We start from the raw sequence: 24,778 nt of genomic DNA, 5'->3' as shown, positions 1-24,778 counted from the left end.
CTGACAGTTTTACGCGAATATGCCTGTCGCAGCAAGCGAACTTTGAGCCTTTTACGCAACCTGAGACACCTCGCCAAGGCCGATTTTCAGGCGGTTCAGCCATCCGCATAACCCGCTCCAGGCCAGCAAACTAAAGGCCTGTTCATCGGAAAGTCCTTGCTCGGTGAGGGGGGTAAACTGCGCAGCGCTGAAGCGGTCAGGTGCGCGAGTGAGCAACTGCGTAGCCTGGATGATGGCCTGATAAAGCGGCGTCGTTTGGCCCCAAATCTGCAGTGCCCGTTCGTCCTGTAAAGCGGCTTCTTTCAGCGCGTCCTGAACCGTGATTTGCTGGAAGCAGCTGGCGCTGCCGTTAATACGGGCGCTAACAAGAGCCGCTAACGGTGCGGCGTCATCATCGACCGGAAGTGCGCGCAATAATTCGCTCAGCCGTTCGAGCAGGGTTTCATCCCACACCAGCAGCGGCGCCAGCGTTTCTAATACCGTTTGCGACGCACAATGGGCGAGGGCGTCCATCTGTTCGACGCTGGCATAGCGGATTTCAACGCCGTCGAGACCCGGCTGCCACTCTCCTGTTTCGGTCGTAAACAGCGCGGCGGGCGCGTCATCCTGCATCGGCATGCCGGGGATCCAGCGCACCGGTAAGCCTTTTAACGCCTGACCGGCGGCAACCACGCGCGCCTGATAGCCAATGAAGCCCACGATTTGCGTGATCAACACGATATCCGGCGTGGTCAGCCCGACCGCATCCAACTGCTGACGAGCGCGTCCGCAGATAACCGACGGCGAGGCAGCCAACTGACGGGCGTACTGAGTGATTTGCGCCAGACGGTGATTACTTTCGCGGGACGAATCCGGCCCCGGCAGCGGCGCAAGTCGCGCGGCATAGTGATTGCACAGGCGCTGCACGCCAAAGACCTGAGCGACGGTTAACGCGGTGCTCAGGCGTTCGTAGGCGCTAAACGTATTCAGGCGCGTGGGGGAAACGGTGTCAGGAAAGAGGTGTTCAGAAATACGCAGCGACACGTCCAGCCAGGGCTGACAGGGTGAGGTAACCGAATCGGGTAGGGCTAAATCCAGTAAAAAACGGTTTGCAACGTGGGCGGCTTCCGGAACCAGTGGCAGCACATCGGCGACCTGGTTTCTCGCTTGCGTTTCATGATACCAATGGCTTTTGCCGTGAGAGCGGCTTTGCTCCATGGGAGTTCCTTCAGGGCGTCATATCGTTGTGAGATAGCTATCCTGACGTAAGGCGGGGGCAGGTAAAAATATTGAAGCGTGATAACAAATAACAGACTGGAATAACGGCGGGGTTTCCGCCCTGCGTAAACAGGGCGGAAGGAGAACTTATTTCAGTTCCAGTTCGTTCATTGCGGCGATGCTGAAGCCACCGTCAACGTGAACGACTTCACCGGAGATACCGGCAGACAGGTTGGAGCACAGGAATGCTGCGCTGTTACCCACGTCTTCGATGGTCACGGTGCGACGGATTGGGGTAACCGCTTCACAGTGAGCCAGCATCTTACGGAAATCTTTGATACCGGACGCGGCCAGAGTACGGATTGGGCCAGCGGAGATACCGTTAACACGCACGCCTTCTGGACCCATCGCGTTCGCCATGTAGCGCACGTTAGCTTCCAGGGATGCTTTAGCCAGACCCATCACGTTGTAGTTAGGGATAGCACGTTCCGCGCCCAGGTAGGACAGCGTCAGCAGAGCAGAGTCTGGGTTCAGCATTTCACGGCAGGCTTTAGCCATCGCCACGAAGCTGTAAGAGCTGATGTCGTGTGCGATTTTGAAGCCTTCACGGGTTACGGCGTTAACGTAGTCACCGTCCAGCTGGTCGCCCGGTGCGAAACCGATGGAGTGTACGAAGCCGTCAAATTTCGGCCATACTTTTGCCAGGTCGGTGAACAGGGCATCAATGCTTTCGTCCTGAGCAACGTCGCATTCCAGAACAATGCTGGAACCCAGGTTTGCGGCAAACTCTTCCACACGGCCTTTCAGTTTCTCGTTCTGATAGGTGAAAGCCAGTTCAGCACCTTCGCGATGCATAGCCTGTGCGATACCGTAGGCGATGGACAGTTTGCTGGCAACGCCAGTTACCAGAATGCGCTTACCGGAAAGAAAACCCATAGCTTTTAATCCTTATGTCATTTTTGTAGCGGCTGCATCAATTATAGGCAGGCCGTCGTTAAACGTCGCGATTCTAGCATAGAGTGGAAGGAGAGTTAATCCGACCACTTAAGATAGTCCTCAGCGATCTTTGCGCCACGCATCCGCCTTCAGCGCCTCACCGAAATGCCCGGCAATCAGGCGCTTGGTGAGATCATGCAGCGGGGAGGCGAGCACGTCGGCGGTGCTGCCGCGCTCGACGACTTCGCCCTGATGCATCACCAGCACCTGATCGCTGATGTGTTTCATCATGCCGAGATGCTGGGTCACGTAGATATACGAAATCCCCTGTTTCTCCTGCAATTCGAGCATCAGGTTGATGAGCTGAGAACGCATCGACATATCCAACGACGCCAGCGCTTCATCACACACAATCACTTTCGGACGCAGGATCAGCGCGCGGGCCAGGCCCAGACGCTGCTTTTGGCCCGGGGCGAGCATGTGAGGATAATAGCTAACGTGATCGGGCAGCAGGCCCACCAGACGCAGGGTGTCGATGATCTGTTTGCGACGCGCTTCCGCGTCTAAATCAGTATTCAGACGCAGCGGGAAGTCGAGGATTTGCGAAATGCGCTGACGCGGGTTAAGCGACGTCGACGGATCCTGAAAAATCATGCGGATGCGCTGACTGCGAAACGAGTAATCGCCGTATTCCAGCGGGTGATCGTCAATCAGCAGTTCGCCGGTGGTCGGTTCCACCATGCCCGCCAGCATTTTTGCCAGCGTCGATTTACCGGAACCGTTTTCACCGATAACCGCCAGGGTCTGCCTTTCACGCAGGGTAAAGCTCAGCGGTTTCACCGCTTCGACCGTCTGACGGTGGAACAACCCGGTACGGTAGCGAAAGGTCTTACTCAGATTGCGGACTTCGAGCAGGGTCTCGACCATTTCACTCTTTCTCCATGTTCAGTGGGAAATGACAGGCGAAAAGATGGTTTTTCGGGCCAGTCAGCCGTGGTCTTTCAATGCATTTGCGCTGAGCGTAAGGGCAGCGCGGCCCCAGACGACAGCCAATCGGCAGCGATTCCAGCAGCGGAATGGCACCGGGCATGGTGTTCAGACGGCTTTTATGCGGCATCGAGCGGCCAAAATCTGGCATCGCGCGGATCAGCGCCTGCGTGTACGGATGATGCGGAATGCTAACCAGATCTTCACTCAGCGCAGTTTCAACCGTTTGTCCGCAGTACATCACGTTAATTTTGTCCGCCCACTGACTCAGCATTTGCAGGTCGTGGCTGATGAGCAAAATGGTGGTGTTGTTGTTCTGGTTGAGTCGACTGAGCAGGCGGAAAATCTGCGCCTGCGTGGTCGGCTCCATGGCGTTGGTCGGCTCATCGGCAATCAGCAAACGCGGCTGATTCGCCAGCGCAATGGCAATCATCACCTTCTGGCATTCGCCGTCCGTCAGTTCATATGGGAAGCTGCGCATCGCATCTTTGTGGTCTTTAATACCGACGCGGTGCAGCAGTTCAATTGCACGACGTTTACGCCAGCCGACGCGCTGCCACCAGCGGCCTTTGTAGGTCCAGCTCGGGATGTTTTGCATCAGTTGCCGGCCGATACGTTCGGACGGATCCAGACAGGACTGCGGCTCCTGGAAAATCATCGACACGTTATGGCCGACGAGCTTACGCCGTTCACGGTTGGACAGGCGGAGCAGGTCGATATCATCAAAGCGCATACGGTCGGCGGTGACGCGCCAGTTATCTTTGGTCACGCCGCAAATCGCCTTGGCGATAAGGCTTTTACCCGAGCCTGATTCCCCGACCAGGCCGCGAATTTCGCCTTCCGCGAGGGTCATGCTGACGCGGTCGACGGCTTTCACCCAGCCTTCACTGGTGCGAAATTCGATGGTCAGATTGCGAATATCAAGTAATGGCATTATTGCACCCCCGCGTTAATGGCGCGGCGAATACCGTCGCCCAGCAGGTTCACCAGCAGCACGCTGACCATAATTGCCGCTCCTGGCAGCATCACGGTCCACGGCGCGACGTATATCAATTCCAGCGCATCGCCCAGCATCGCGCCCCATTCCGGGGACGGGAGCTGCGCGCCCAAATCGAGAAAGCCCAGTGCGGCGATATCAAGGATCGCCATCGACAGCGCGCGGGTGATTTCAGTCACCAGGCCCGCGGCGATGTTAGGCATCACCGCATACCACAGAATATTGCGCGTGGTGGCGCCGTCGAGACGGGCGGCTACCACGTAATCTTTTTCCAGCTCGTCATGCACCATGCTGTATACCGAGCGCACCATGCGCGGCAGCAGCGCCAGCCAGACGGCGAACATCGCATGCAACAAATGCGGCCCAGAGAACGCGACGACAATAATCGCCAGCAGCAGCGACGGAATCGAGAGCAGGGTGTCGAGAATATGGTTCAGCACCGCAGAACGCAGGCCGCGGGTCGAACCGGCAAACGCGCCGAGCACCAGCCCGAAAATAGTGGCGCCGAGGGTGACGACAAAGGCGCCGCCCACGGTCGGTGCCGCGCCGCTGAGCAGTCGGCTCAGCACATCGCGTCCGAGATCGTCGGTGCCAAGGAAGAACGACACTTCGCCGTAGCGGGACCACGACGGCGGCAGCAGTTGATAGCCTAAAAACTGCTGATCGATACCGTAAGGTGCAAACCAGGTGCCGAAAACACACAACAGCGCCAGACCCGCGCAGCCGTACAGGCCAATCATCGCGGTCGTATCGCCGTAGAATTTACGCCAGACGGTGCGCATCACACCGGGTGGGCGTTTTTCCAGATAGACGCTATCGTAAGGCATACCATTCCTTATGTTTCAACGGGTTAGCCATGGCGCCCAAAATATCAGAAATCACGTTCACAATAATGACCAGTGCACCAATCACCATCACGCCTGCGGAAATCGCCGCATAGTCCTGTTGGCGAATGGCGTTAATCATCCAGCGGCCAAGACCCGGCCAGCTGAATACCATCTCAGTGATCATCGCCAGCGTCAGCATGGTGGAAAACTGCAGGCCGAGACGCGGAATAACCGGCGGCAGGGCGTTGTGCAGCACGTGGCGACGCAAAATCGTAAAGCGAGAAACGCCGCGCGTTGCCGCCGCCTTCACGTAGTTGGTGTCGTAGACGTCAATGGTGCTCAGACGCATCAGACGGACCACTTCGGTGGTCGGCGCGACAGCCAGCGTCAGCACCGGCAGCACCATGTGGCGCAGGGCGCTCATGATCATCTCATCGCGCCACGGAGAGTCTGACAGCCACGCATCGATCAGCGCAAAACCGGTGACGTTTTTCACCTCGTACAGCAAGTCGAAACGCCCGGAAACCGGCAACCAGCCCAGCGTTAAGGAGAAGAACAGTGTCAGCAGCAGCGCCAGCCAGAACACCGGAATAGAGAAGCCGAGCAGGGCGAAGGCGCTGATGGTGTTGTCCTGCCATTTGTTGCGCATAATGCCCGCCAGCATCCCGACCGGAATACCAACCAGCAGCGCAAAACCGAAGGCCAAAATGCACAGTTCCATGGTCGCCGGAAACACTTCTTTCAGCTGGTCAGAAATCAGCTGTCCGTTGATGCTGGATACCCCGAAGTCCCAGTGCAGCAGGCCTTCAAACCAGAACAGCCAGGCGTTCCACAGCGACGCCCCCTGCAACGGCGCATGAGGCGTGAAGTAGCTCAGACTAAAACTGACGAAGGTCAGGAGGAACAGCGTCACCATCAGTAAAAGCAGGCGGCGAAGGGTAAAAATGATCATGGTTTTTTCACCTCTTCCTGTTTTTCACGCGACACGCCTGCAAAGGAGGCGTTGCCGAACGGGCTCAGCACCAGCCCTTTGATGTCGTAGCGATAGGCTTGTAACCGCAGCGATGACGCCAGTGGCAGTACTGGCAACTCTTTGGCCAGAATCTGCTGCGCTTCGTCGTATGCATCGATGCGCGAAGCCAGCTGTTGTGAGGCCAGTGCCTTTTGCAGCACGGTGTCAAACTCACGGTTACACCAGTGCGCAAAGTTAGTCTGGGAGCCAATTGCCGCGCAGCTTAAGAGCGGGCGGAAGAAGCTGTCCGGGTCATTACTGTCCGTCGCCCAGCCGGTGAGGGTCAGGTCGTGATTCATGTCCATCAGGCGCGCTTCCTGGAAGCGACCTTCCACCGGAACGATGATCACTTTCACCCCGACCTGAGCCATATCGGCCTGAATCAGCTCGGCGGTTTTTAGCGGACTTGGGTTCCACGCCTGCGAGGTAGTCGGCACCCACAGGCGCAGCGTCATGTTTTCCAGCCCCAGCGCTTTCAGCTGCTCGCGCGCTTTCGCCGGATTGTATTCGGTAATTTTAGCTTCATTATCGTAGGCCCACGATGCGCGCGGCAGAATTGACGCGGCGGTTTCGGCGGTGCCGTAATAAATCGACTGCATCAGACGCTGGTTATTGATAGCCAGCGCCAGCGCGTGACGTACCGCCGGGTTGTTCATCGGTGGCTTATCAGTATTAAACGCCAGATAGGCGATGTTCATGCCAGGGCGCAGCGTCAGACGTAAACGCGGATCGTCGCGCAGAATAGTGAGCTGGCTGGCAGCCGGCCAGGCGAGCACGTCGCACTCCCCGGTCAGCAGTTTGGACAGACGCCCGGTGCCACCGGAGCCTAAATCTACCACCACTTGCGGCATCAATGGCTCGCCGCGCCAGAACCCTGGATGGCGTTGCAGGCGGATGTATTGTCCGGCGCGATATTCATCCAGCTGATAAGGCCCAGTGCCGATGGGCTGGCGGTCCATCAACTCCTGCTTGCCGATTTTGGTCAGATTCGCCGCGTATTCGGCGGACATCACCGAGGCGTAGTGGGTGGCTAAATGCCACAGGAATGAGGCGTCCGGGCGTTTCAGCCGAAATTCAACGGTGTGGCCGTCGAGTTTGCGCACGCTTTCGACGCTATCGGCAAACTGCAGGCTGTCGAAATAGGGGAAATTCGGTCCGTTGACGTTATGCCACGGATGATTGCGGTTAAAAATACGCTCGAAGGTAAAGACTACGTCATCGGCATTCAGCGCGCGCTTGGGCTGGAACCAAGACGTTTTCTGGAACTGTACGCCATTACGTAAATGGAAGCGGTACGTGGCGCCGTTATCCAGCACTTCCCAGCTCTCGGCGAGCTCTGGCACCAGACGATAGGTATACGGGTCGACGTCTAACAGACGATCGTAAATTTGTGCCGCAAGGGTGTCGACAATCAGGCCGCTGCCCGCTTTCTGCGGGTTAAAGGTGTTTACCTGGCCGCTGACGCAGTAGACGAAACCGCTGTCGCGGATGTCGCCATGCGGTGCCAATGCGGGTGGCGTGGCAGCCATCGCGCTGCCGCACAGTAGCCCCATCACTGCCAGTAAAGATGATAATTTCAGGCGCATAATTTCTTCATAATTCAGACCGATCTGCAAAGTGTATCGCACTTACCGCAGCCAGGTACAAAACTCTGCGACTAACCGCTGCAAAAGTCATCAGGTTAGTGGGGTTAAGGGGGCTCTGAGGGATTTGGCTCAATCATGTCCTTCTTATGCCGTGGTAACATTAAACTCTTTCGATCGAGGGTAGAAATAATAATGAAAATGATGGTTGTGGTAGCGGTCTTAGCTCTCTCGACGGCTACGCATGCAGAGATGATAAAGCCCATAGATAAGGGACAATCAATGCATTTTGAATGCCAGACAGGTGTGTCGATTCATGTGGTTGATGATAATAACGTCGTTATCAATGGTGATTTTGAAGCCAAAGTCTCTGAACTGAGCGAGGAAAGGTTGCAGGCTCAGGGATATCACGGCAATAAGAAATTGACCACCTTGATCGACTTAACATTTATGGGTAGAGGTTATTATTCGCTCCTGGTGACAGAGCTGGATCAGACTGGCTCTAATGGGCCGTGGGACGATAAGTTCTTGGGTGCTAATGCAGTCATCTGCCAAAGAACAAAATAGAGAGGTGGGAGAGGATGGGCATCCTGAAATATTCAGATTGTATCATCCACTTCGAAGGACGTGTTTGAACGAGAAACAGTGAGTACGGTAAAAAGATGGTGTCGTGCCCTCTCCAATGAGATGGCGACAGAAACCCTTGCGTTTACGATTAATCAATATGAATGAGAGTTACGCGCACAAAACACGGTTGAAATTAACTGAACCACTGACGCAGCCTCACCAAAAAATCAGGAATTAATTCAACGCAATGTGTTTACTTTGATGCATGATACATCCATGGATTTTATTGTTTTGGTGAATTTGTAATGAAGAAAATGATAATGGTTGCATGCTTGCTGGCCGCTTCCTATGCGCATGCAGACTCAATTGATGATTCCATTCTTAGTGGGATAAAAGCTCATCAGGCAGCTAAATGCATGGCATATCTCGAGGTCGCCGGGGAGGATAAACAGGATGCATACGGAAAACTGTCCACAGTGTTCAATGATAACATCGGTAAATATGTCGATAATGCTTTGAGTAAAGATTTCAACGCAAAAGCAATTTCCAGCACTATTCCTATGACATGGTCCATTTTGGTTGAGAGAAACAGACTCGATAAACAGCTTCTTATGGGCCGACTTCTCCAGTGGACCACGATGGTTGAGACCCAGCGAGTAGGTAATATTTATGCTCCCAATGAGCGGACGATTCCTGAGAGTGCAGGTGTTGCAGCCTACAATCAAGAAAATTGCATATTATTGGCTCAGTAATCGTTCATAGGATTTGTATGTCACCGGCGAAAAGACAGCTCCTGAAATTATGAGTCTAAAAAAAAACTCCATGGCTTATATGTCCATATGATAGATATCGAACTTAAAGCAGGGGAAAAGATTAAATGACAATTGTGTTTGTGCCTGCGTTGACAGCCCTCATGTATGCCCAAGAAAAGGAGCTTGGGAGGTCTCTTTGCAAGAGGAAGTTGAGGATATTCGTGACAATGCAACGACTGTCCGATTATCTCAAAAGATTACTGATGATTTGCTACGGGAGCGGGGCTATCCCGATCTTGACCCGAAAAATGTCTGGGTAGAGTGGTTGGCTTTTAAAGAGGCGTGCTGAAAATAAAAACGTTAACGGAACTCAGAAAAGAATTGCTTGAAATTGGTGAAATAATCGGTTGTGGCAAGAGGCCAAAGTTTCATTTCATCATCCCCGACTACCCCGATGGTCTCGCTACGCCATTCCTTGAAATTCATGACAATGAATATCACTTTATTGTCAGTGAAAGAGGCTGTGAAATTGAAAGGAAAATAACCACTAGCGACGACGAGATTTTATATTGGTTTACTGAATCGGGCGTACACGCAATGGCTTCACACTATGCTGCCAGTAAACGGTTGCCCAATAATGATTTTAGAGTGGTATATTTCAGGAAGCAGTACCAACTTATGTTGAGCATCAAACCTGAATGGGCTACCCGAAAACGAATTGAACTGGCTGAAATTATTCAAAAGCATCCTTTTGATTCCTGAGACAATAGATACTAAATTATCTTTTACACTCAACCTTTGAATCTCTGTAGGAGTTTTTGATTCCAAATCAATTGGATAGAAACCGACACAATCATTTTTAGAAGTAGGGTACATCCCCGCCTCGTATAGCTTATTCAGTGAGCAACCCTATACTGAACAGACAGCATCTTGCTGTATACCTACCGGAGTAATTCATGAAAAATTATTCAACGAACGCGAGCAAAGACGCACCGAAAAAACCGGATAATACGCCGAAAGACAACGAGAAAAGCCCGCAGAAAAGTAAAAAATAGCTGTTCTCGCTGACACTATACTCATCGCTCAACGGAGGAATTATGTCGGGACGTCCAGTATTGGTTGACCCCGTACCCGTAGATGAACCGCTCCCTGGGGACACCGTTCCCGATATTCCGGACCCTCTTGACCCGTTAGACCCTGGAATGCCGGATGATGTGGACCCGCCGCTCAAGTAGTCTCGCTACGCAATAACCGCCTGTTTCACCGGGCGGTTTTTTATTGCTCTCTCGGCCCGGATTTATATAGACACCCTCAAACAATCGGCATTAGCTCGTAAAGCACCAGCGCGTTGCTCTCCAGCGAATCGGTGGTCTGCCAGCCGTCGTGGAGATGTTCATCGCAAACCCCCAGCGTCGGGCGGGCTTTGTGTCTGGCCCAGCGCCACACTTCTTCGTCGGGACCGCTGGCGACAGTAAATGCGTCCAGCAGCGGGTAGAGCGCGCCGTTATGCTGGTCGTAAAGATGCGATTTGATGCGCCATTTTCCGCTGAGCCCTTGCAGCTGAATGCGGTACTGCTGGCGAAAACGTTGAATAAAAGCTTCTTCGCTGGAAAGCCACGGGTTGAAAACTACCGTGTTGCGCAGTAGCAGCTGGTAACGTCCTTCATGGCGCAACAGCAGCAAGTTTTTGTCATTAACCAGCACCTCACCGCGAAGTCTTTGCCACAGCCACAGCACCCAATAAATAGGGCGCGGCAGGCCGTGATTGTATTGCAGCGCCAGGCTTGAGGTGTCGAGCGTGTCGTTGGTGCGCGCTTCGCCCTGCAAACCTGAATTGAGCCAGAACCCCGCCAGCCAGACCTGTTCCGACAGCCCCAGCAGATTGTGCATCAGCAGCGCGCCGCGGAAAAACCAGCCGTTAGTGGCGCGAGTATTGCCGGTCAGCGTATTCCAGGAGAGCAGCCACAGCGGCAAGGTTCGCTGCTGCTGGCGAAGCGCAGTCTGTATCTGTCGAATCTTTAGAACCGGGTAGTTTTCCGTGGAGGCAAGCCGGGCGGGATCGAGCTGCGCTAAATCCAGCAGTTCATTAGCATCTGCCGGGCAGGCCAGAAAATCGGCCTGTTTTAGAATTGAGGAGTTAAAAAGTGCCTCGTCATGCTCGGGCAAACTGTTCACTGCAAAGCGGTGCCACAGGCCAAATTTGGTACGTGGCAGAAATTCATTGATTGCTGAACGTTGGGTCTGCCAGACATTTTGCCGGGTATCCTCGCTGGCCTGCGATGACCAGTGCCAGACGAACTGCCAGCCCGCGGTCACCTCTGCGGGAAAATGGTTGACCGACTGTTGCAGGAAATGACGCAGCAAATCGGCCCGCGTTGTCAGCCCGGTGTGCAGAAGCACGGTCCATTTTTTCTCCGCCAGCCAGATGAAAATCTGATGCAGGTTATACCAGCACGCGTAGCCCGCCATCAGCGGGTCGTCCCAGCCGGTGGCAAACAGGCGGCTGCTCAGGAATGGTTCAGTGATGTCGATTCCGTAAATCGGGATCTGCGCGTCGAGCGTCTCCAGTTCCCGGCGCACATCTTCGCGAAGCAAATCGTCAAGTTCGCGTAGGGTAATCATCACTCGCGTGTGACGCAGCGGGGCGACGCGCGAATCAAAATCACGTAAATCCACCACGCGTTCCTGCTGCTGATGCAGCGTCATCGGCGACGGCTCCCAGCCTCGCGTCTCTGGCTCATTCAGCAGGCTGAACAATCGATCGACCGCTACCGGGAAAAGGCTGTCGCTGGTGGTCATTCGTGGCCGAGCGCCAGCGGACGTATTTTGTCGCAGGCGGCGGAACTCACGCGGCGTCATATTGTGATGGCGGCGAAACAGGTCACTCATCATGCGGGTGCTGGCGAACCCTTGTTCCAGGGCAATCTGGTGCAGCGGGCGGTTGGTCAGGCGCAGTGCATCCGCCGCCTTTTCCAGTCGCAGGGTAGTGATGTACTGCATAAAACTGACCCCGACCTCCTTGCGAAACAGCCGGGATAGCCAGGCTTCGGACACAAACTCCGCCGCAGCAATTTCCGCCAGGGTGATGCGCCGGGTATAGCTGGCGTCAATGCGTTCCACGACCTGCGTGATGCGCTTACTCCAGCCCGGATTATCCAGCCGCTGGCTGATGCGCGCCGGTTGCTGAAAGCGGGTAGTCAGTAACAGCAGGATTTCGCCGAGCCAGCGGTTGGCCTCCAGCCGGTAGCGACTCTGATGATTAATCAGCGTGACGACCAACAGTTGGCGTAATAAATGTCGCAGCTCGTCGCACTGCGGCCAGCTGCCGCTAGTTTCATCGGGAATGTGGTAGTCATGGGTAAAAATGTCGCTGTACAGCCTGGTGAGCCAGTGCCCGGAAAGCGTGACCTGTAATGTAGCGTTAGGGGCGTCGCTCGAAAGCTGCCAGCGCTGATTACGGTTGATCACGGTCAGACTCTCGGTCTCGAGCGCTTGCCGCCGCTCCTGGGTTTGCAGCTCCGCGCTGCCTTCCAGCATCCACAGTAGCGTCAGACCATTGCTCTCTTCCTGGCTGAGCTGTCGCACATCCAGAACGGTAACTGCAAACTCACTGCCGCTTTGATCCATGACTCACCTCACATCAAGACAAAAGAGAACCTGTTGTTTTTTGTCATAACTGAATTGTATGAAAAACAGTCATTAAGAATGCGTTACTTCACAACAAATAAACGCACTTTGCCGGGATTGTGGCGGCATAAACTCGACATTATCACTGTGAAGCAATAAAGGGATAACAAAAATGACACATCCAATTGTTGAAGCGCTGCAGGGCACCGAAGAGCAGTTCATCGAACTGCGCCGTCACTTTCATCAGCATCCGGAAATCGGCTTCGAAGAACATCAAACCAGCGAGCAGGTCGCGCGCCTGCTGACCCAATGGGGATACGAGGTACATCGTGGCCTGGCCGGCACCGGCGTGGTCGGTACCCTGAAAGTGGGCAACGGCAGCAAACGGCTCGGCATCCGCGCCGACATGGATGCGCTGCCGATGCAGGAGAGCAGTGGCAAAGAGTGGGCCAGTAAAACCGACGGTAAATTCCACGGCTGTGGCCACGATGGTCACACCACCACGCTGCTGTACGCGGCAGAATATCTGGCACGTACGCGTAATTTCAGCGGCACGCTACACGTCATTTTCCAGCCAGCGGAAGAGCTGTTATACGGCGGACGCGTCATGGTCGAGGACGGCTTATTCGATAAGTTTCCCTGTGACCATATTTTCGGTCTGCACAACATGCCGTCGCAAAAAATCGGCAAAATTGGCCTGCACGATGGCGCAATGATGGCCTCATCCGACACATTGCACATTGAAGTGACCGGCAAAGGCGGTCATGGCGCGGTGCCGGAACATACCGTAGATGCCACGCTCGTGGCGTGTCATATCACCGTGGCGCTGCAGTCGATTGTCTCGCGCAACATCACGCCGTTCGAGCCCGCGGTTGTTACCGTCGGCAGCATTCAGGCCGGACACGCGCCAAACATCATCAACGAAAAAGTGCTGATGAAACTCACCGTGCGCACCCTCAGCGAAAAAGTACGCCAGACCGTATTGCAGCGCATTCATGACATCGCCATCGCTCAGGCGGAAAGCTTCAACGCCACGGCCACTCTGACGCACGTCAACGGCAGCCCGGTGCTGAAAAACGACCCGGCGGCAAACGAAATGGTGCGCAACGTCGCGGGCGATCTGTTTGGCAAGGATGAAGTGGTCACCATCGGTTCGTTTATGGGCAGTGAAGATTTTGCGTTCATGCTCGAGAAGAACCCGAACGGCTGCTATTTCACCATCGGCGCGGGCGACGAGCCGGATCGCTGCATGGTGCATAACCCGGGATATGACTTCAACGATAAGATCCTCATCACCGGCGCGGCATTGTGGAGCGGGCTGACCGAACACTATCTGCGTTGATGACCGAACACGAAGGAGGGCCGCACGATGAGTACCGTTCCCCTGACAGAAACCCGTCCGTTTGCCGGTAACGACCGGCTGCTGATGGGCATTGTTCTGAGCGTTTTGACCTTCTGGCTGTTTGCCCAGTCGGTTATCAACGTAGTTCCGGCGATGAAAAGCAGTCTCGATATTTCACTGGAAACGCTGACCCTGGCGGTCAGCCTAAGTGCTTTATTCAGCGGCTGCTTTGTGGTCGCCAGCGGCGGGCTGGCGGATAAATTTGGCCGCGTACGCCTGACGCTTATCGGCCTGGTGCTCAGCATCATCGGCAGCGCGCTGCTGGTGTTGTCGCACGGCCCGGTATTGTTTCTGGCGGGCAGAGTGGTTCAGGGATTATCGGCGGCGTGCATCATGCCTGCGACCCTGGCGCTGATCAAAACCTGGTATGAAGGCAAAGCCCGTCAGCGGGCGATCAGCTTCTGGGTGATTGGTTCCTGGGGCGGCAGCGGGCTGTGTTCGTTTGTAGGGGGCGCGATCGCTACCGGCCTGGGCTGGCGCTGGATTTTCGTGTTCTCGATGGTGGCCGCGCTGGTGTCTTTTTTACTGATTCGTGGGACACCGGAAAGCCGCAGTGAAAGTGCGCAAAACCGTAAACTCGATCTCGGTGGTCTGTTCAGCTTTGTTACCGCACTGGTGATGCTGAACCTGTTTATCACCAAAGGTCACAGCTGGGGATGGACTAGCGGCCTGTCGCTTTCTCTGCTGAGTGGGGCGGTGCTGGCGACGCTGTGGTTCATTCGTTCGGGCTTGCGCAAAGGCGATGAGGCGCTGATTGATTTCGCGCTGTTTAAAAATCGCGCCTACAGCGGGGCGGTGCTGTCGAACTTCATGCTTAATGGCTGCATCGGTACGCTGATGATCACCAGCATCTGGTTGCAGCAAGGGCATCACATGTCGGCGTTCCAGACCGGGATGATGACCATGGGTTATCTGGTCACGGTGCTGGTGATGATCCGTGTCGGTGAAAAGCTCCTCCAGCGTTACGGGGCGCGCCTGCCGATGATGTTCGGCCCGGTGATTGCCTGCGTCGGCGTGGCGCTGATTTCGTGCACCTTCCTTGAAAAGTCGGTTTACATCGGCATCGTGTTCTTCAGCAACGTTCTGTTGGGATTAGGCCTCGGCTGCTACGCCACGCCGTCGACTGACACCGCCGTTGTGAACGCGCCGGAAGAGAAAGTGGGCGTGGCCTCCGGCATCTACAAAATGGGCAGTTCGCTGGGTGGCGCGATGGGCATTGCGGTGACGGCATCAATTTACGCCATGCTGCTGCCGTTAGGCATGGCTCACGCCGCGCAGTATGCGCTGTTGTTCAACAGCGCACTGTGCCTGGGTTCAATGCTGGCGAGCGCGGTATTACTGAGTAAGCCCGCGAAAGCATAGCGCCGCCGGGCAAAGATATGCTCAGAGCTGATGCTTCTTCAACAACGCCCGTAACTGATGGTAGGTAAGTCCCAGTAGTTCAGCCGCTTTTTTCTGATTGAATCGGGCCTGTTGTAGCGCTTGCTGCAGCAGGCCTTTTTCTTGCTGCTGCTGAAATTCCCGTAAATCCAGCGGCAGGGAAAGGGCGCTGGTTTCAGCTACGTCTTCTACCGTGACCGGGCGCTGGAACGGGTCGAGAATGATGTTATCCAGCGGCGCTTCAAAACTGGCGTGGCGATAGACCGACCGTTCGACCACGTTTTTCAGTTCACGAATATTTCCCGGCCAGCGGTAGCCGAGCAAGGTTTCACGCGCGTGATCGGTAAAGCCCGGAAACAGCGGCTGGTTGAGCTCCCGACACATCTGAATGGCAAAATGTTCTGCCATCAGCATGATGTCCGTTTGCCGTTCACGCAGCGGTGGAAGCTGCACCACGTCAAATGCCAGACGGTCGAGAAGGTCGGCGCGGAAGGTACCGTCGCTGACCATCTGCGGCAAATCGGCATTGGTGGCGCACACCAGACGCACGTTGACCTGCAACGGCTGGCTGCCGCCCACGCGTTCCAGTTCGCCGTATTCAATCACCCGCAGTAATTTCTCCTGCACCAGCATCGGCGCAGTCGCCAGTTCGTCCAGGAACAGCGTACCGCCGTCGGCGCGTTCAAATCGCCCCGGATGGCGCTTCTGCGCACCGGTAAAAGCCCCCGCTTCATGGCCGAACAGCTCAGAGTCGAGCAGGTTTTCATTCAGCGCCGCGCAGTTCAGCGAGATAAACGGGCCTTGCCAGCGCGAGGAAAGGAAGTGCAGGCGGTTGGCAATAAGCTCTTTCCCGGTGCCGCGCTCGCCGATAACCAGCACCGGCTTATCCAGCGGCGCCAGCCGTGAAACCTGTTCCAGCACCTCGAGAAAGCTGTTCGCTTCGCCGAGCAGGTTGTCCTTGTATTCTGCCATGATGAAATTCGCCACTAGTTGGTGTAATTCGCCATCTCACTGTAGCCGTCAGAGAGACACAATTCAACCAGTGCGTGTAAAATCAATAACATAAAAAGTTGGCACGGCATTTGTATTATCTCATCAGCAGGGCCATGCCCGATAATAGAACTGAACGTATGAGGATTTGAATTATGGGTATTTTTTCTCGTTTTGCCGACATCGTGAACGCCAACATCAACTCACTGCTGGAGAAGGCTGAAGATCCGCAAAAACTGGTCCGCCTGATGATTCAGGAAATGGAAGACACGCTGGTAGAAGTGCGTTCCACTTCGGCCCGAGCGCTGGCTGAAAAGAAACAGCTGACGCGCCGCGTAGAGCAGGCTAACGCGCAGCAAGCCGAATGGCAGGAAAAAGCCGAGCTGGCGCTGCGTAAAGAGAAAGAAGATCTGGCGCGTGCGGCGCTGATCGAAAAACAGAAACTGACCGACATTATCAGCACCCTGGAAGGTGAAATCACGCTGGTCGATGAAACGCTGACCCGCATGAAAAAAGAGATCGGTGAGCTGGAAAATAAACTCAGCGAAACCCGCGCTCGTCAGCAGGCGCTGACCTTGCGTCATCAGGCGGCGAGTTCTTCCCGTGATGTGCGCCGTCAGCTGGACAGCGGTAAAATCGACGAAGCGATGGCGCGTTTTGAGTCTTTCGAACGTCGTATCGATCACATGGAAGCCGAAGCGGAAAGCCAAGGTTTTGGCAAACAGAAAACGCTGGATCAGCAGTTTGCAGAACTGAAGGCCGATGACCACATCAGCGCGCAAATCGCTGAGCTGCGCGCCAAAATGAAACAGGATAACGAATAATCATTTTCAGGCGGTGCTGAATGCACCGCCGCTCATCATCTGTAAGGAGACCCCATGAGCGCGCTTTTTCTGGCCATACCGTTGACGTTGTTTGTGCTGTTTGTCCTGCCGGTCTGGCTGTGGCTGCATTACAGCAACCGCTCCGGCGCTGATTTGTCGCAAAGCGAGCAGCAGCGTTTATCGCAGCTGACGGATGAGGCAAAACGGATGCGGGAACGCATTCAGGCGCTGGAACATATTCTCGACGCGGAACATCCGAACTGGAGAGAACAATAATGGCGGGATTAGATTTCAGTAAAAAGCTGTGGCGTATTCCTCAGCAGGGCATGGTGAAGGGCGTGTGTGCCGGGATTGCACACTGGCTCGACGTTCCGGTGAAACTGGTGCGTCTGATAACCGTGCTGGCCATGATTTTTGGCCTGTTCTTCTTCGTGGTTGTGGCTTACATCATCATGACGTTTGCCCTCGACCCGATCCCTGACAATGAAATGTACGGCGAGAAAATGCCGTCCAGCGGCGAACTGCTGAACGCGGTGGATGCCGAGCTGGCGGCGGGTGAAAAGCGTCTGCGTGAAATGGAACGCTACGTCACCTCCGACACGTTTTCGCTACGCAGCCGTTTTCGCCAGCTGTAATTGAGAGAGGCATTTGATGAATTCAACATGGCAACGTACCGGGCAGAAAGTGAAACCCGGACTGAAAATCGCGGGCAAGCTGGTTTTGCTGACCGCACTGCGTTACGGCCCGGCGGGCGTTGCCGGTTGGGCTATCAAATCCGTCGCTCGCCGCCCGATTAAAATGCTGCTGGCGGTGGCGCTTGAACCGGTGCTGGCTCGCCTTGCCAGCCGCATGTCACGCAAGTATTTCTCCTGACAGACGGGGAGGGCGCTCCCCCTTTCTTTTCTTACCTTCTTTTTTTCACCTTTCTTTGCATCATTTACCTCATTTTTTTGCGGCAGTTCACAATTAATGCATTCGAGCGGCTACAGATCCTCTTTTTGCGTTTTTTCCCATGCCCGTCGCGTTGACATCGCATTTTACGGAGAGTAGATTTCAATCCGTGGGACCGCTACCATGGAAAATAAACGTGAACTCAAAAATAAAATCTCTGATTGATAGTGTGTATGGCAATTCATTTTTAACGCACCAGGAAACGCGGCTTTTTTCAGATATTGAAAAAGCAAAATCACGTATTATCGAACGCCGTAAAATGAACTGGGATCAGCAGGATGTGGTATTAATTACCTACGCTGATCAATTTCGTTCAGAGGGAAAGAAAAGCCTGCCGATATTTACCCATTTTTTTAATCGATGGCTTAAAGAGCATTTTTCCCACGTTCATCTTTTACCTTTTTATCCGTGGTCGTCCGACGATGGATTCTCGGTGGTTGATTATCATCAGGTGGAACCGGCGTCGGGAGACTGGCAGGACGTTGCCGACCTCAAGCGATCGTCAAAGCTGATGTTTGATTTTGTCTGCAACCATATGTCCGCAAAAAGTGAATGGTTTGCCCGCTATCTGCGCCAGGAACCTGGCTTCGAAAACTTCTTTATCGCCATTGACCCCGATACTGACCTGTCCGCCGTGACCCGTCCCCGCGCCTTGCCATTGTTGTCGCCGTTTACCTTAAGCGATGCGTCAGTGCGTCATTTGTGGACCACGTTCAGCGACGATCAAATCGACCTTAATTTTGCCGAGCCAGAAGTGCTGATTGCGATGGTCAACGTTCTGCTGCATTACCTGGAGCAGGGCGCGGATTACGTGCGTCTGGATGCCGTCGGTTTCATGTGGAAAGTACCGGGCACCTCCTGCATTCATCTGCCGCAAACGCACGCGTTAATTAAGCTTTTTCGCGCCATCGCGGAAGAGGTCGCCCCGGGCACGGTGATCATCACTGAAACTAACGTTCCCCATAAAGACAACATTGCCTATTTTGGCAATGGTCATGACGAAGCGCAGATGGTGTATCAGTTCTCTCTGCCGCCGCTGGTGCTGCATGCCATGCACAGCGCCAATGTTGAAACGCTTTGCGGTTGGGCGCAGAGTCTGGCGCTGCCATCGACGGACACCACCTGGTTTAACTTCCTTGCCTCTCATGACGGAGTTGGGCTCAACCCGCTGCGCGGCATTCTGCCAGAGGAAGATATTCTGCAACTGGTTGAAAAATTGCAGCAGCAGGGCGCGTTGGTCAACTGGAAGAATAACCCGGACGGCAGCCGTAGCCCGTACGAAATCAACGTCACCTACATAGATGCACTCAGCCCGAAAGCCAGTAGTGATGACGAGCGCATTGCCCGTTTTGTGCTGGCCCATGCAGTGTTGCTCAGTTTCCCAGGCGTGCCAGCCATCTACATTCAAAGCATTCTGGGTTCTCGTAATGATTATGCCGGCGTTGAAAAAGCAGGCTATAACCGGGCTATCAACCGCCAGAAATACGACCTGGATGAAATCGAAACGGCAATGTCTCAGGCGGGCAGTCTGCGTCAACGGGTCTATCATCGACTGTCGCAGCTGATTGCATTGCGTCGTGAACACCCCGCTTTTCATCCGAATGCCAAAGCCGAATTTACCGCGATCAATCGCAGCGTATTGCAAATTACGCGTACGGCGGAAAATAACCAACGTATTACGTGTTTATTTAATTTCAGTGACCAACCCCAGAGTGTTTTTCAAAAATATGGCACAGCGCGGGAATTAATAAGCGGTTGTAATATAACTGAGGGTGAATTTAATCTCGCGCCCTGGCAGGTTATGTGGATAGATTCTAAATAAAAGGAAGAACAAATGAAAATGGCAAAAACTGTGCTGGTAACAGCACTGGTTTCCTGCGCCCTAATTTCAGGGTGTCGGGATGATAATAAAACCGTCACGATCGAATTTATGCATTCGTCGGTGGAGCAAGAGCGCCAGGCGGTGATCACGAAATTAATTGAGCGCTTTGAAAAAGAGAATCCGGGCATAGTCGTTAAACCGGTCCCGGTTGAAGAGGATGCGTTTAATACCAAAGTTATTACCCTGGCGCGAACCGGGGCGTTGCCTGCGGTGATGGAAGTCAGCCATGACTACGCCAAAGTGCTGGATAAAGAGCAATTACTCGACCGTAACGCCATTGCTAAATCCATCGCCGATTCCGGTGAGGATAATTTCTACGACGGCGTATTACGCATCGTGCGCACCGAAGACGGAACAGCCTGGACAGGGGCGCCAATTAGCGCATGGCTTTCTGGCGTCTGGTATCACAAAGACATGCTAGCGGCTGCGGGGATCGCGGAACCGCACAACTGGCAGGAGTTGTTAGCCGCCAGCAAGGCGATGAGCAACCCTTCGATGAAAAAGTACGGCATCGCGCTGCCGACCGCAGAAAGCGTGATGACCGAGCAGGCGTTCTCACAGTTTGCACTGTCGAACAACGCCAACGTGTTTAACAGTCAGGGCGGTATCTCACTCGATACCCCGGAAATGCGCAGCACACTGGCGTTCTATCGCGATTTAGCCACCACCACCATGCCGGGATCCAACGACGTGATGGAGATTAAAGATGCCTTTATGAACGGCTCCGCGCCGATGGCGATGTACTCCACCTACATTCTCCCGGCGGTGTACAAAGAAGGTAAACCTGAAAATCTGGGCTTTATGGTGCCGACACAAGCCACGTCTGCGGCGTACGGCATGGTTACCTCGTTGACCATTACGTCCGGTCAGGAGAAAGCGCAGACAGAGGCGGCTGAGAAGTTTGTCACCTGGATGGAGAAACCACAGAACTCCGCCGACTGGGTGATGATGTCGCCGGGGGCGGCGCTGCCAATGACCAAAGGCGTGGTTGAAACCGCCACCTGGAAAGATAACGCGGTGATTAAAGCCTTCGGCCAGTTGCCGTATGAGCTGATCGCCCAATACCCGAACGTGAAGGTATTCGGTGCTGTCGGCGATAAAAACTTTACCCGTATGGGCGATGTCACCGGTTCCGGAACCATCAGCGCCATGGTCAACGCCGCGACGGTAGGTAAAAAACCGATTGAACCGCTGTTGGCTGAGGGGCAAAAACGCCTCGATGCTCTCGTACAACAGCCATGAAACAGGCAGGAAACGGGATGATGAAGAAGTTGATGTCGGGCCGCTCCGACTTACCGTTTGCCATGATGCTACTCGGCCCCAGCCTGTTGCTGCTGGCCGGGCTGGTGGCCTGGCCGATGGTCTCCAATATCGAAATCAGTTTTCTGCGCCTGCCGTTGAACCCACGCATCGCGTCGACCTTCGTCGGGCTGGATAACTACACGCGCATTCTTAGCGATCCGGGTTTCTGGCATTCGTTGTGGATGACCTTCTGGTACACCGCGCTAGTGGTGCTGGGCAGTACGGGATTGGGGCTGGCGGTGGCGGTGTTTTTCAACCGCGAATTTCGTCTGCGCAAAACGGCGCGCTCGCTGGTGCTGTTGTCCTACGTAACGCCGTCAATCTCGCTGGTTTTCGCGTGGAAATACATGTTCAACAACGGCTACGGGATCGTGAACTATCTCGGCGTCGATGTGCTGGGGCTGTATAAACAGGCGCCACTGTGGTTCGACAATCCGAACAGCAGTTTTGTGTTGGTGGTGCTGTTCGCCATCTGGCGCTATTTCCCTTATGCCTTTATCTCGTTTCTGGCCATTTTGCAGACCATCGATAAATCGCTGTACGAAGCGGCGGAAATGGACGGCGCGAACGGGTGGCAGCGTTTTCGCATCGTCACGCTGCCGGCGATCATGCCGGTGCTGGCGACCGTGGTGACACTGCGCACCATCTGGATGTTCTACATGTTCGCCGATGTCTATCTGCTGACCACCAAGGTCAATATTCTTGGCGTCTATCTGTATAAAACGGCGTTTGCCTTTAACGATTTGGGCAAGGCAGCGGCAATTTCCGTGGTGCTGTTTGTGATCATTTTCGCAGTGATTCTGCTGACCAGAAAACGGGTGAATTTCAATGGCAACAAATAAACAACGTCGCAGGAGCTCCGCGCTGTTTTACGTCGGGCTGGCGCTGTTCCTCGGCTTCACGCTGTTTCCGTTCTTTGTGATGCTGATGACCTCGTTCAAGAGCGCGAAAGAGGCTATCTCGCTGCATCCAACGTTACTACCGCAGCAATGGACCTTCGAGCACTACGTCGACATTTTTAATCCGCTGATTTTCCCGTTCGTCAGTTATTTCCGTAACAGCCTGGTGGTGTCGATTGTCTCATCGGCTATCTCACTGTTCCTCGGCACGCTCGGTGCGTGGGCGCTGTCAAAGCTACGCTTTCGTGGCCGGGAAACCATCAACGCCAGTTTTTACACCGTCTACATGTTCTCCGGCATTTTGCTTGTGGTGCCGTTGTTCAAAATCATCACCGCGCTGGGCATTTATGACACCGAGCTGGCGCTGATTCTCACCATGGTGACGCAGACGCTGCCGACCGCCATTTTCATGCTGAAAAGCTACTTCGACACCATCCCGGATGAAATTGAGGAGGCGGCGATGATGGACGGGCTGAATCGGCTGCAAATCATCTTCCGTATCACGGTGCCGCTGGCGATGTCGGGCCTGATATCGGTGTTTGTGTACTGCTTTATGGTGGCGTGGAACGACTATCTGTTTGCCTCGATTTTCCTCTCCAGCGCAGAGAACTTCACGCTGCCTGTGGGGCTGAACACGCTGTTCAGTACGCCGGATTATATCTGGGGACGAATGATGGCCGCATCGCTGGTGACCGCGCTGCCCGTCATCATCATGTACGCGCTTTCCGAGCGCTTTATTAAGAGTGGTTTGACCGCCGGCGGCGTTAAAGGCTGAGGCTGTCAGTTAGACAAGGAATCAGTGATGAAAAAATTAGTGGCAACAGCCCCGCGCATCGCAGCGCTGGTGGAGTATCAGGATGCGCCGGTAGCGGCAAATGAAGTGAAAATCCGTGTGCGTTACGGCGCGCCAAAATACGGCACTGAAGTGGTTGATTTTCGTGCGGCGAGCCCTTTTATTGATGAGCAGTTTGACTCCGAATGGCAGCTCTTTACCGCCCGTGACGCTAACGCGCCGCGCGGCATTGAGTTCGGCAAATTCCAGCTCGGCAACATGGTGGTCGGGGACATCATTCAGTGTGGCGCGGACGTGACAGACTATCGGGAAGGTGACAGCGTCTGCTGCTACGGCCCGTTGGCAGAAACCGTCATCGTTAACGCAGTCGATAACTACAAATTGCGCAAAATGTCCGCCGGTGCATCGTGGAAAAACGCCGTCTGCTATGACCCGGCGCAGTTCGCGATGAGCGGCGTGCGCGATGCCAACGTGCGCGTAGGCGACTTTGTGGTGGTGATTGGTCTGGGCGCGATTGGTCAAATTGCGGTGCAGTTGGCGAAAAAAGCGGGAGCCTCGGTGGTGATTGGCATCGACCCGATTGGTCATCGCTGTGAGATAGCGCGTCGCCACGGGGCCGATGTGTGTCTCAACCCGTTCGGCACCGACGTTGGGCTGGAAATCAAAAAACTGACCGGTAAGCAGGGCGCCGACATCATCATCGAGACCAGCGGTTACGCGGATGCATTGCAATCTGCCCTGCGCGGTCTGGCCTACGGCGGCACCATTTCCTACGTCGCGTTTGCCAAACCGTTTGCCGAAGGCTTCAACCTCGGGCGTGAAGCGCATTTCAACAACGCCAAAATCATCTTCTCCCGCGCGTGCAGCGAACCTAACCCGGACTATCCGCGCTGGAGTCGTAAGCGTATCGAGGAAACCTGCTGGGAATTGCTGATGAACGGTTATCTGAACTGTGACGACCTGATCGACCCGGTGGTGCCGTTCAGCGAGAGCCCGGAGAGCTACATGAAATTCGTCGATAAACAGCCTGAGCTGAGTATCAAAATGGGCGTCACTTTTTAAGCGCAAGGAAAGCAACATCATGAAAATCGCAACGCAGAATCAGGCCTTCTTCCCGGAAAATATTCTGGAGAAATTCCGCTACATCAAAGCGATGGGCTTTGACGGCTATGAAATCGACGGTCGTTTGTTGGTGAATAATCTGGACGAAGTGAAAGCGGCCATCAAAGAAACCGGGCTGCCAGTGACCACCGCCTGTGGTGGTTATGACGGCTGGATCGGGGATTTTATCGAAGAGCGTCGTCTTAATGGATTACAGCAAATCGCCCGCATTCTTGAAGCATTGGCGGAAGTGGGCAGTAAAGGCATCGTGGTTCCTGCTGCATGGGGAATGTTCACCTTCCGTCTGCCGCCGATGACCTCGCCGCGCAGCCTCGATGGCGATCGAAAAGCGGTCAGCGATTCGCTGCGTTTCCTGGACGAGGTCGCAGGCCGTACCGGGACGACCGTTCTGCTTGAACCGTTGAATCGCTATCAGGATCACATGATCAACACCCTGGCGGATGCCCGCGGCTATATGAGCGACAATCAGCTCAAACATACGCAAATCATTGGCGATTTCTATCACATGAACATTGAAGAGGACGATATTGCGGGTGCACTGCACGCGAACCGCGATCTGCTCGGCCATGTGCATATCGCCGATAACCACCGTTATCAGCCGGGGAGCGGCAGCCTGAATTTCGCCGCGCTGTTTGACCAGTTGCGAGAAGACAATTATTCCGGGTTTGTCGTGTATGAATGCCGCGTGCGTGCTGCCGACCTGGCAAAAGCGTATCAGGATTCCCTCGTTTACCTGCGTGAGTGCTGA

24 protein-coding genes are annotated in these 24,778 nt (G+C 54.5%); 15 read left to right on the top strand and 9 right to left on the bottom strand.

What is annotated here, in order from left to right:
- Positions 1-51: 51 nt before the first annotated feature.
- The 7 genes from A8O29_RS13000 to sapA form a co-directional block, all read right to left on the bottom strand.
- Entirely contained in the window at positions 52-1,197 is a 1,146-nt protein-coding gene (locus tag A8O29_RS13000; protein WP_174081327.1) for a CMD domain-containing protein, read from the bottom strand.
- A 147-nt stretch (positions 1,198-1,344) separates the two neighbouring features.
- Positions 1,345-2,133, bottom strand: coding sequence for an enoyl-ACP reductase FabI (gene fabI / locus A8O29_RS12995; RefSeq protein ID WP_110507945.1), 789 nt, complete (start codon positions 2,131-2,133; stop codon positions 1,345-1,347).
- A gap of 120 nt (positions 2,134-2,253) precedes the next feature.
- Positions 2,254-3,060: a putrescine export ABC transporter ATP-binding protein SapF gene (gene sapF / locus A8O29_RS12990; RefSeq protein WP_110507946.1), complete on the bottom strand. Its 807-nt coding sequence runs from the start codon at positions 3,058-3,060 to the stop codon at positions 2,254-2,256.
- A 1-nt stretch (position 3,061) separates the two neighbouring features.
- On the bottom strand, positions 3,062-4,054 hold the full coding sequence (gene sapD / locus A8O29_RS12985; RefSeq protein ID WP_133459937.1) for a putrescine export ABC transporter ATP-binding protein SapD: 993 nt from the start codon (positions 4,052-4,054) through the stop codon (positions 3,062-3,064).
- Positions 4,054-4,944 (bottom strand): putrescine export ABC transporter permease SapC, encoded by an 891-nt coding sequence (gene sapC, locus A8O29_RS12980; protein ID WP_133459936.1) that lies wholly within the window; start codon positions 4,942-4,944, stop codon positions 4,054-4,056. Before sapC ends, sapD begins: the two co-directional genes overlap by 1 nt.
- Positions 4,931-5,896, bottom strand: coding sequence for a putrescine export ABC transporter permease SapB (gene sapB, locus A8O29_RS12975; RefSeq protein ID WP_110507949.1), 966 nt, complete (start codon positions 5,894-5,896; stop codon positions 4,931-4,933). Before sapB ends, sapC begins: the two co-directional genes overlap by 14 nt.
- The gene (sapA, locus tag A8O29_RS12970) at positions 5,893-7,542 is read right to left on the bottom strand and encodes an ABC transporter substrate-binding protein SapA (RefSeq protein ID WP_174081326.1); all 1,650 of its coding nucleotides are present in this window, start codon (positions 7,540-7,542) and stop codon (positions 5,893-5,895) included. Before sapA ends, sapB begins: the two co-directional genes overlap by 4 nt.
- A gap of 192 nt (positions 7,543-7,734) precedes the next feature.
- Here sapA and A8O29_RS12965 point away from each other — a divergent pair, with 192 nt between their 5' ends.
- The 3 genes from A8O29_RS12965 (at position 7,735) to A8O29_RS12955 (ending at position 9,620) form a co-directional block, all read left to right on the top strand.
- A complete protein-coding gene (locus A8O29_RS12965) occupies positions 7,735-8,106 on the top strand; it encodes a hypothetical protein (protein WP_174081325.1) in 372 nt (123 codons plus the stop codon).
- A 305-nt stretch (positions 8,107-8,411) separates the two neighbouring features.
- The gene (locus A8O29_RS12960) at positions 8,412-8,858 is read left to right on the top strand and encodes a hypothetical protein (protein ID WP_174081324.1); all 447 of its coding nucleotides are present in this window, start codon (positions 8,412-8,414) and stop codon (positions 8,856-8,858) included.
- A 342-nt stretch (positions 8,859-9,200) separates the two neighbouring features.
- The gene (locus A8O29_RS12955; RefSeq protein WP_246316611.1) at positions 9,201-9,620 is read left to right on the top strand and encodes an Imm63 family immunity protein; all 420 of its coding nucleotides are present in this window, start codon (positions 9,201-9,203) and stop codon (positions 9,618-9,620) included.
- A gap of 549 nt (positions 9,621-10,169) precedes the next feature.
- Here the strand turns inward: A8O29_RS12955 and A8O29_RS12950 are convergent.
- Complete coding sequence (locus A8O29_RS12950) at positions 10,170-12,485, bottom strand: helix-turn-helix transcriptional regulator (protein ID WP_125353898.1); 2,316 nt, start codon at positions 12,483-12,485, stop codon at positions 10,170-10,172.
- A gap of 172 nt (positions 12,486-12,657) precedes the next feature.
- Between A8O29_RS12950 and A8O29_RS12945 the strand changes: the two genes are divergently transcribed.
- Both A8O29_RS12945 and A8O29_RS12940 read left to right on the top strand, forming a co-directional pair.
- Positions 12,658-13,827 carry a M20 aminoacylase family protein gene (locus tag A8O29_RS12945; RefSeq protein ID WP_125353899.1) on the top strand — a complete coding sequence of 390 codons (1,170 nt, stop codon included), beginning with the start codon at positions 12,658-12,660 and terminating at the stop codon, positions 13,825-13,827.
- 27 nt (positions 13,828-13,854) lie between these two features.
- Complete coding sequence (locus A8O29_RS12940) at positions 13,855-15,249, top strand: MFS transporter (protein ID WP_125353900.1); 1,395 nt, start codon at positions 13,855-13,857, stop codon at positions 15,247-15,249.
- 21 nt (positions 15,250-15,270) lie between these two features.
- Here the strand turns inward: A8O29_RS12940 and pspF are convergent, their stop codons facing one another.
- A complete protein-coding gene (gene pspF, locus A8O29_RS12935; RefSeq protein ID WP_168713851.1) occupies positions 15,271-16,254 on the bottom strand; it encodes a phage shock protein operon transcriptional activator in 984 nt (327 codons plus the stop codon).
- A 158-nt stretch (positions 16,255-16,412) separates the two neighbouring features.
- On the opposite strand from pspF, the gene pspA reads away from it, so the two are divergent.
- The 10 genes from pspA to A8O29_RS12885 all read left to right on the top strand — a co-directional run bounded on the left by pspA (position 16,413) and on the right by A8O29_RS12885 (position 24,778).
- Complete coding sequence (pspA, locus tag A8O29_RS12930) at positions 16,413-17,081, top strand: phage shock protein PspA (protein ID WP_125353902.1); 669 nt, start codon at positions 16,413-16,415, stop codon at positions 17,079-17,081.
- A gap of 54 nt (positions 17,082-17,135) precedes the next feature.
- Entirely contained in the window at positions 17,136-17,357 is a 222-nt protein-coding gene (gene pspB, locus A8O29_RS12925; RefSeq protein WP_110507958.1) for an envelope stress response membrane protein PspB, read from the top strand.
- Positions 17,357-17,716, top strand: a complete 360-nt coding sequence (gene pspC, locus A8O29_RS12920; RefSeq protein WP_110507959.1) for an envelope stress response membrane protein PspC — start codon at positions 17,357-17,359, stop codon at positions 17,714-17,716. The genes pspB and pspC overlap by 1 nt, the downstream gene beginning before the upstream one ends.
- 16 nt (positions 17,717-17,732) lie before the next feature.
- Positions 17,733-17,954 carry a phage shock protein PspD gene (pspD, locus tag A8O29_RS12915; RefSeq protein WP_125353903.1) on the top strand — a complete coding sequence of 74 codons (222 nt, stop codon included), beginning with the start codon at positions 17,733-17,735 and terminating at the stop codon, positions 17,952-17,954.
- 214 nt (positions 17,955-18,168) lie between these two features.
- Positions 18,169-19,854, top strand: coding sequence for an alpha-amylase family glycosyl hydrolase (locus A8O29_RS12910; protein ID WP_275942409.1), 1,686 nt, complete (start codon positions 18,169-18,171; stop codon positions 19,852-19,854).
- A gap of 12 nt (positions 19,855-19,866) precedes the next feature.
- Positions 19,867-21,156, top strand: a complete 1,290-nt coding sequence (locus A8O29_RS12905; protein ID WP_125353905.1) for an ABC transporter substrate-binding protein — start codon at positions 19,867-19,869, stop codon at positions 21,154-21,156.
- A 20-nt stretch (positions 21,157-21,176) separates the two neighbouring features.
- Positions 21,177-22,058: a carbohydrate ABC transporter permease gene (locus tag A8O29_RS12900; protein ID WP_125354009.1), complete on the top strand. Its 882-nt coding sequence runs from the start codon at positions 21,177-21,179 to the stop codon at positions 22,056-22,058.
- Positions 22,045-22,890, top strand: coding sequence for a carbohydrate ABC transporter permease (locus tag A8O29_RS12895; RefSeq protein ID WP_125353906.1), 846 nt, complete (start codon positions 22,045-22,047; stop codon positions 22,888-22,890). The genes A8O29_RS12900 and A8O29_RS12895 overlap by 14 nt, the downstream gene beginning before the upstream one ends.
- Before the next feature lie 27 nt (positions 22,891-22,917).
- A complete protein-coding gene (locus A8O29_RS12890; RefSeq protein WP_125353907.1) occupies positions 22,918-23,970 on the top strand; it encodes a D-guloside 3-dehydrogenase in 1,053 nt (350 codons plus the stop codon).
- 19 nt (positions 23,971-23,989) lie between these two features.
- Positions 23,990-24,778 carry a 3-dehydro-D-guloside 4-epimerase gene (locus A8O29_RS12885; RefSeq protein ID WP_125353908.1) on the top strand — a complete coding sequence of 263 codons (789 nt, stop codon included), beginning with the start codon at positions 23,990-23,992 and terminating at the stop codon, positions 24,776-24,778.

Source organism: Scandinavium goeteborgense (genome assembly GCF_003935895.2).
In the GTDB taxonomy this organism is placed as follows: Bacteria; Pseudomonadota; Gammaproteobacteria; order Enterobacterales; family Enterobacteriaceae; genus Scandinavium; species Scandinavium goeteborgense.
The sequence above is the reverse complement of the archived record's forward strand: the minus strand, read 5'-3'. Positions and strand labels throughout refer to the sequence as shown.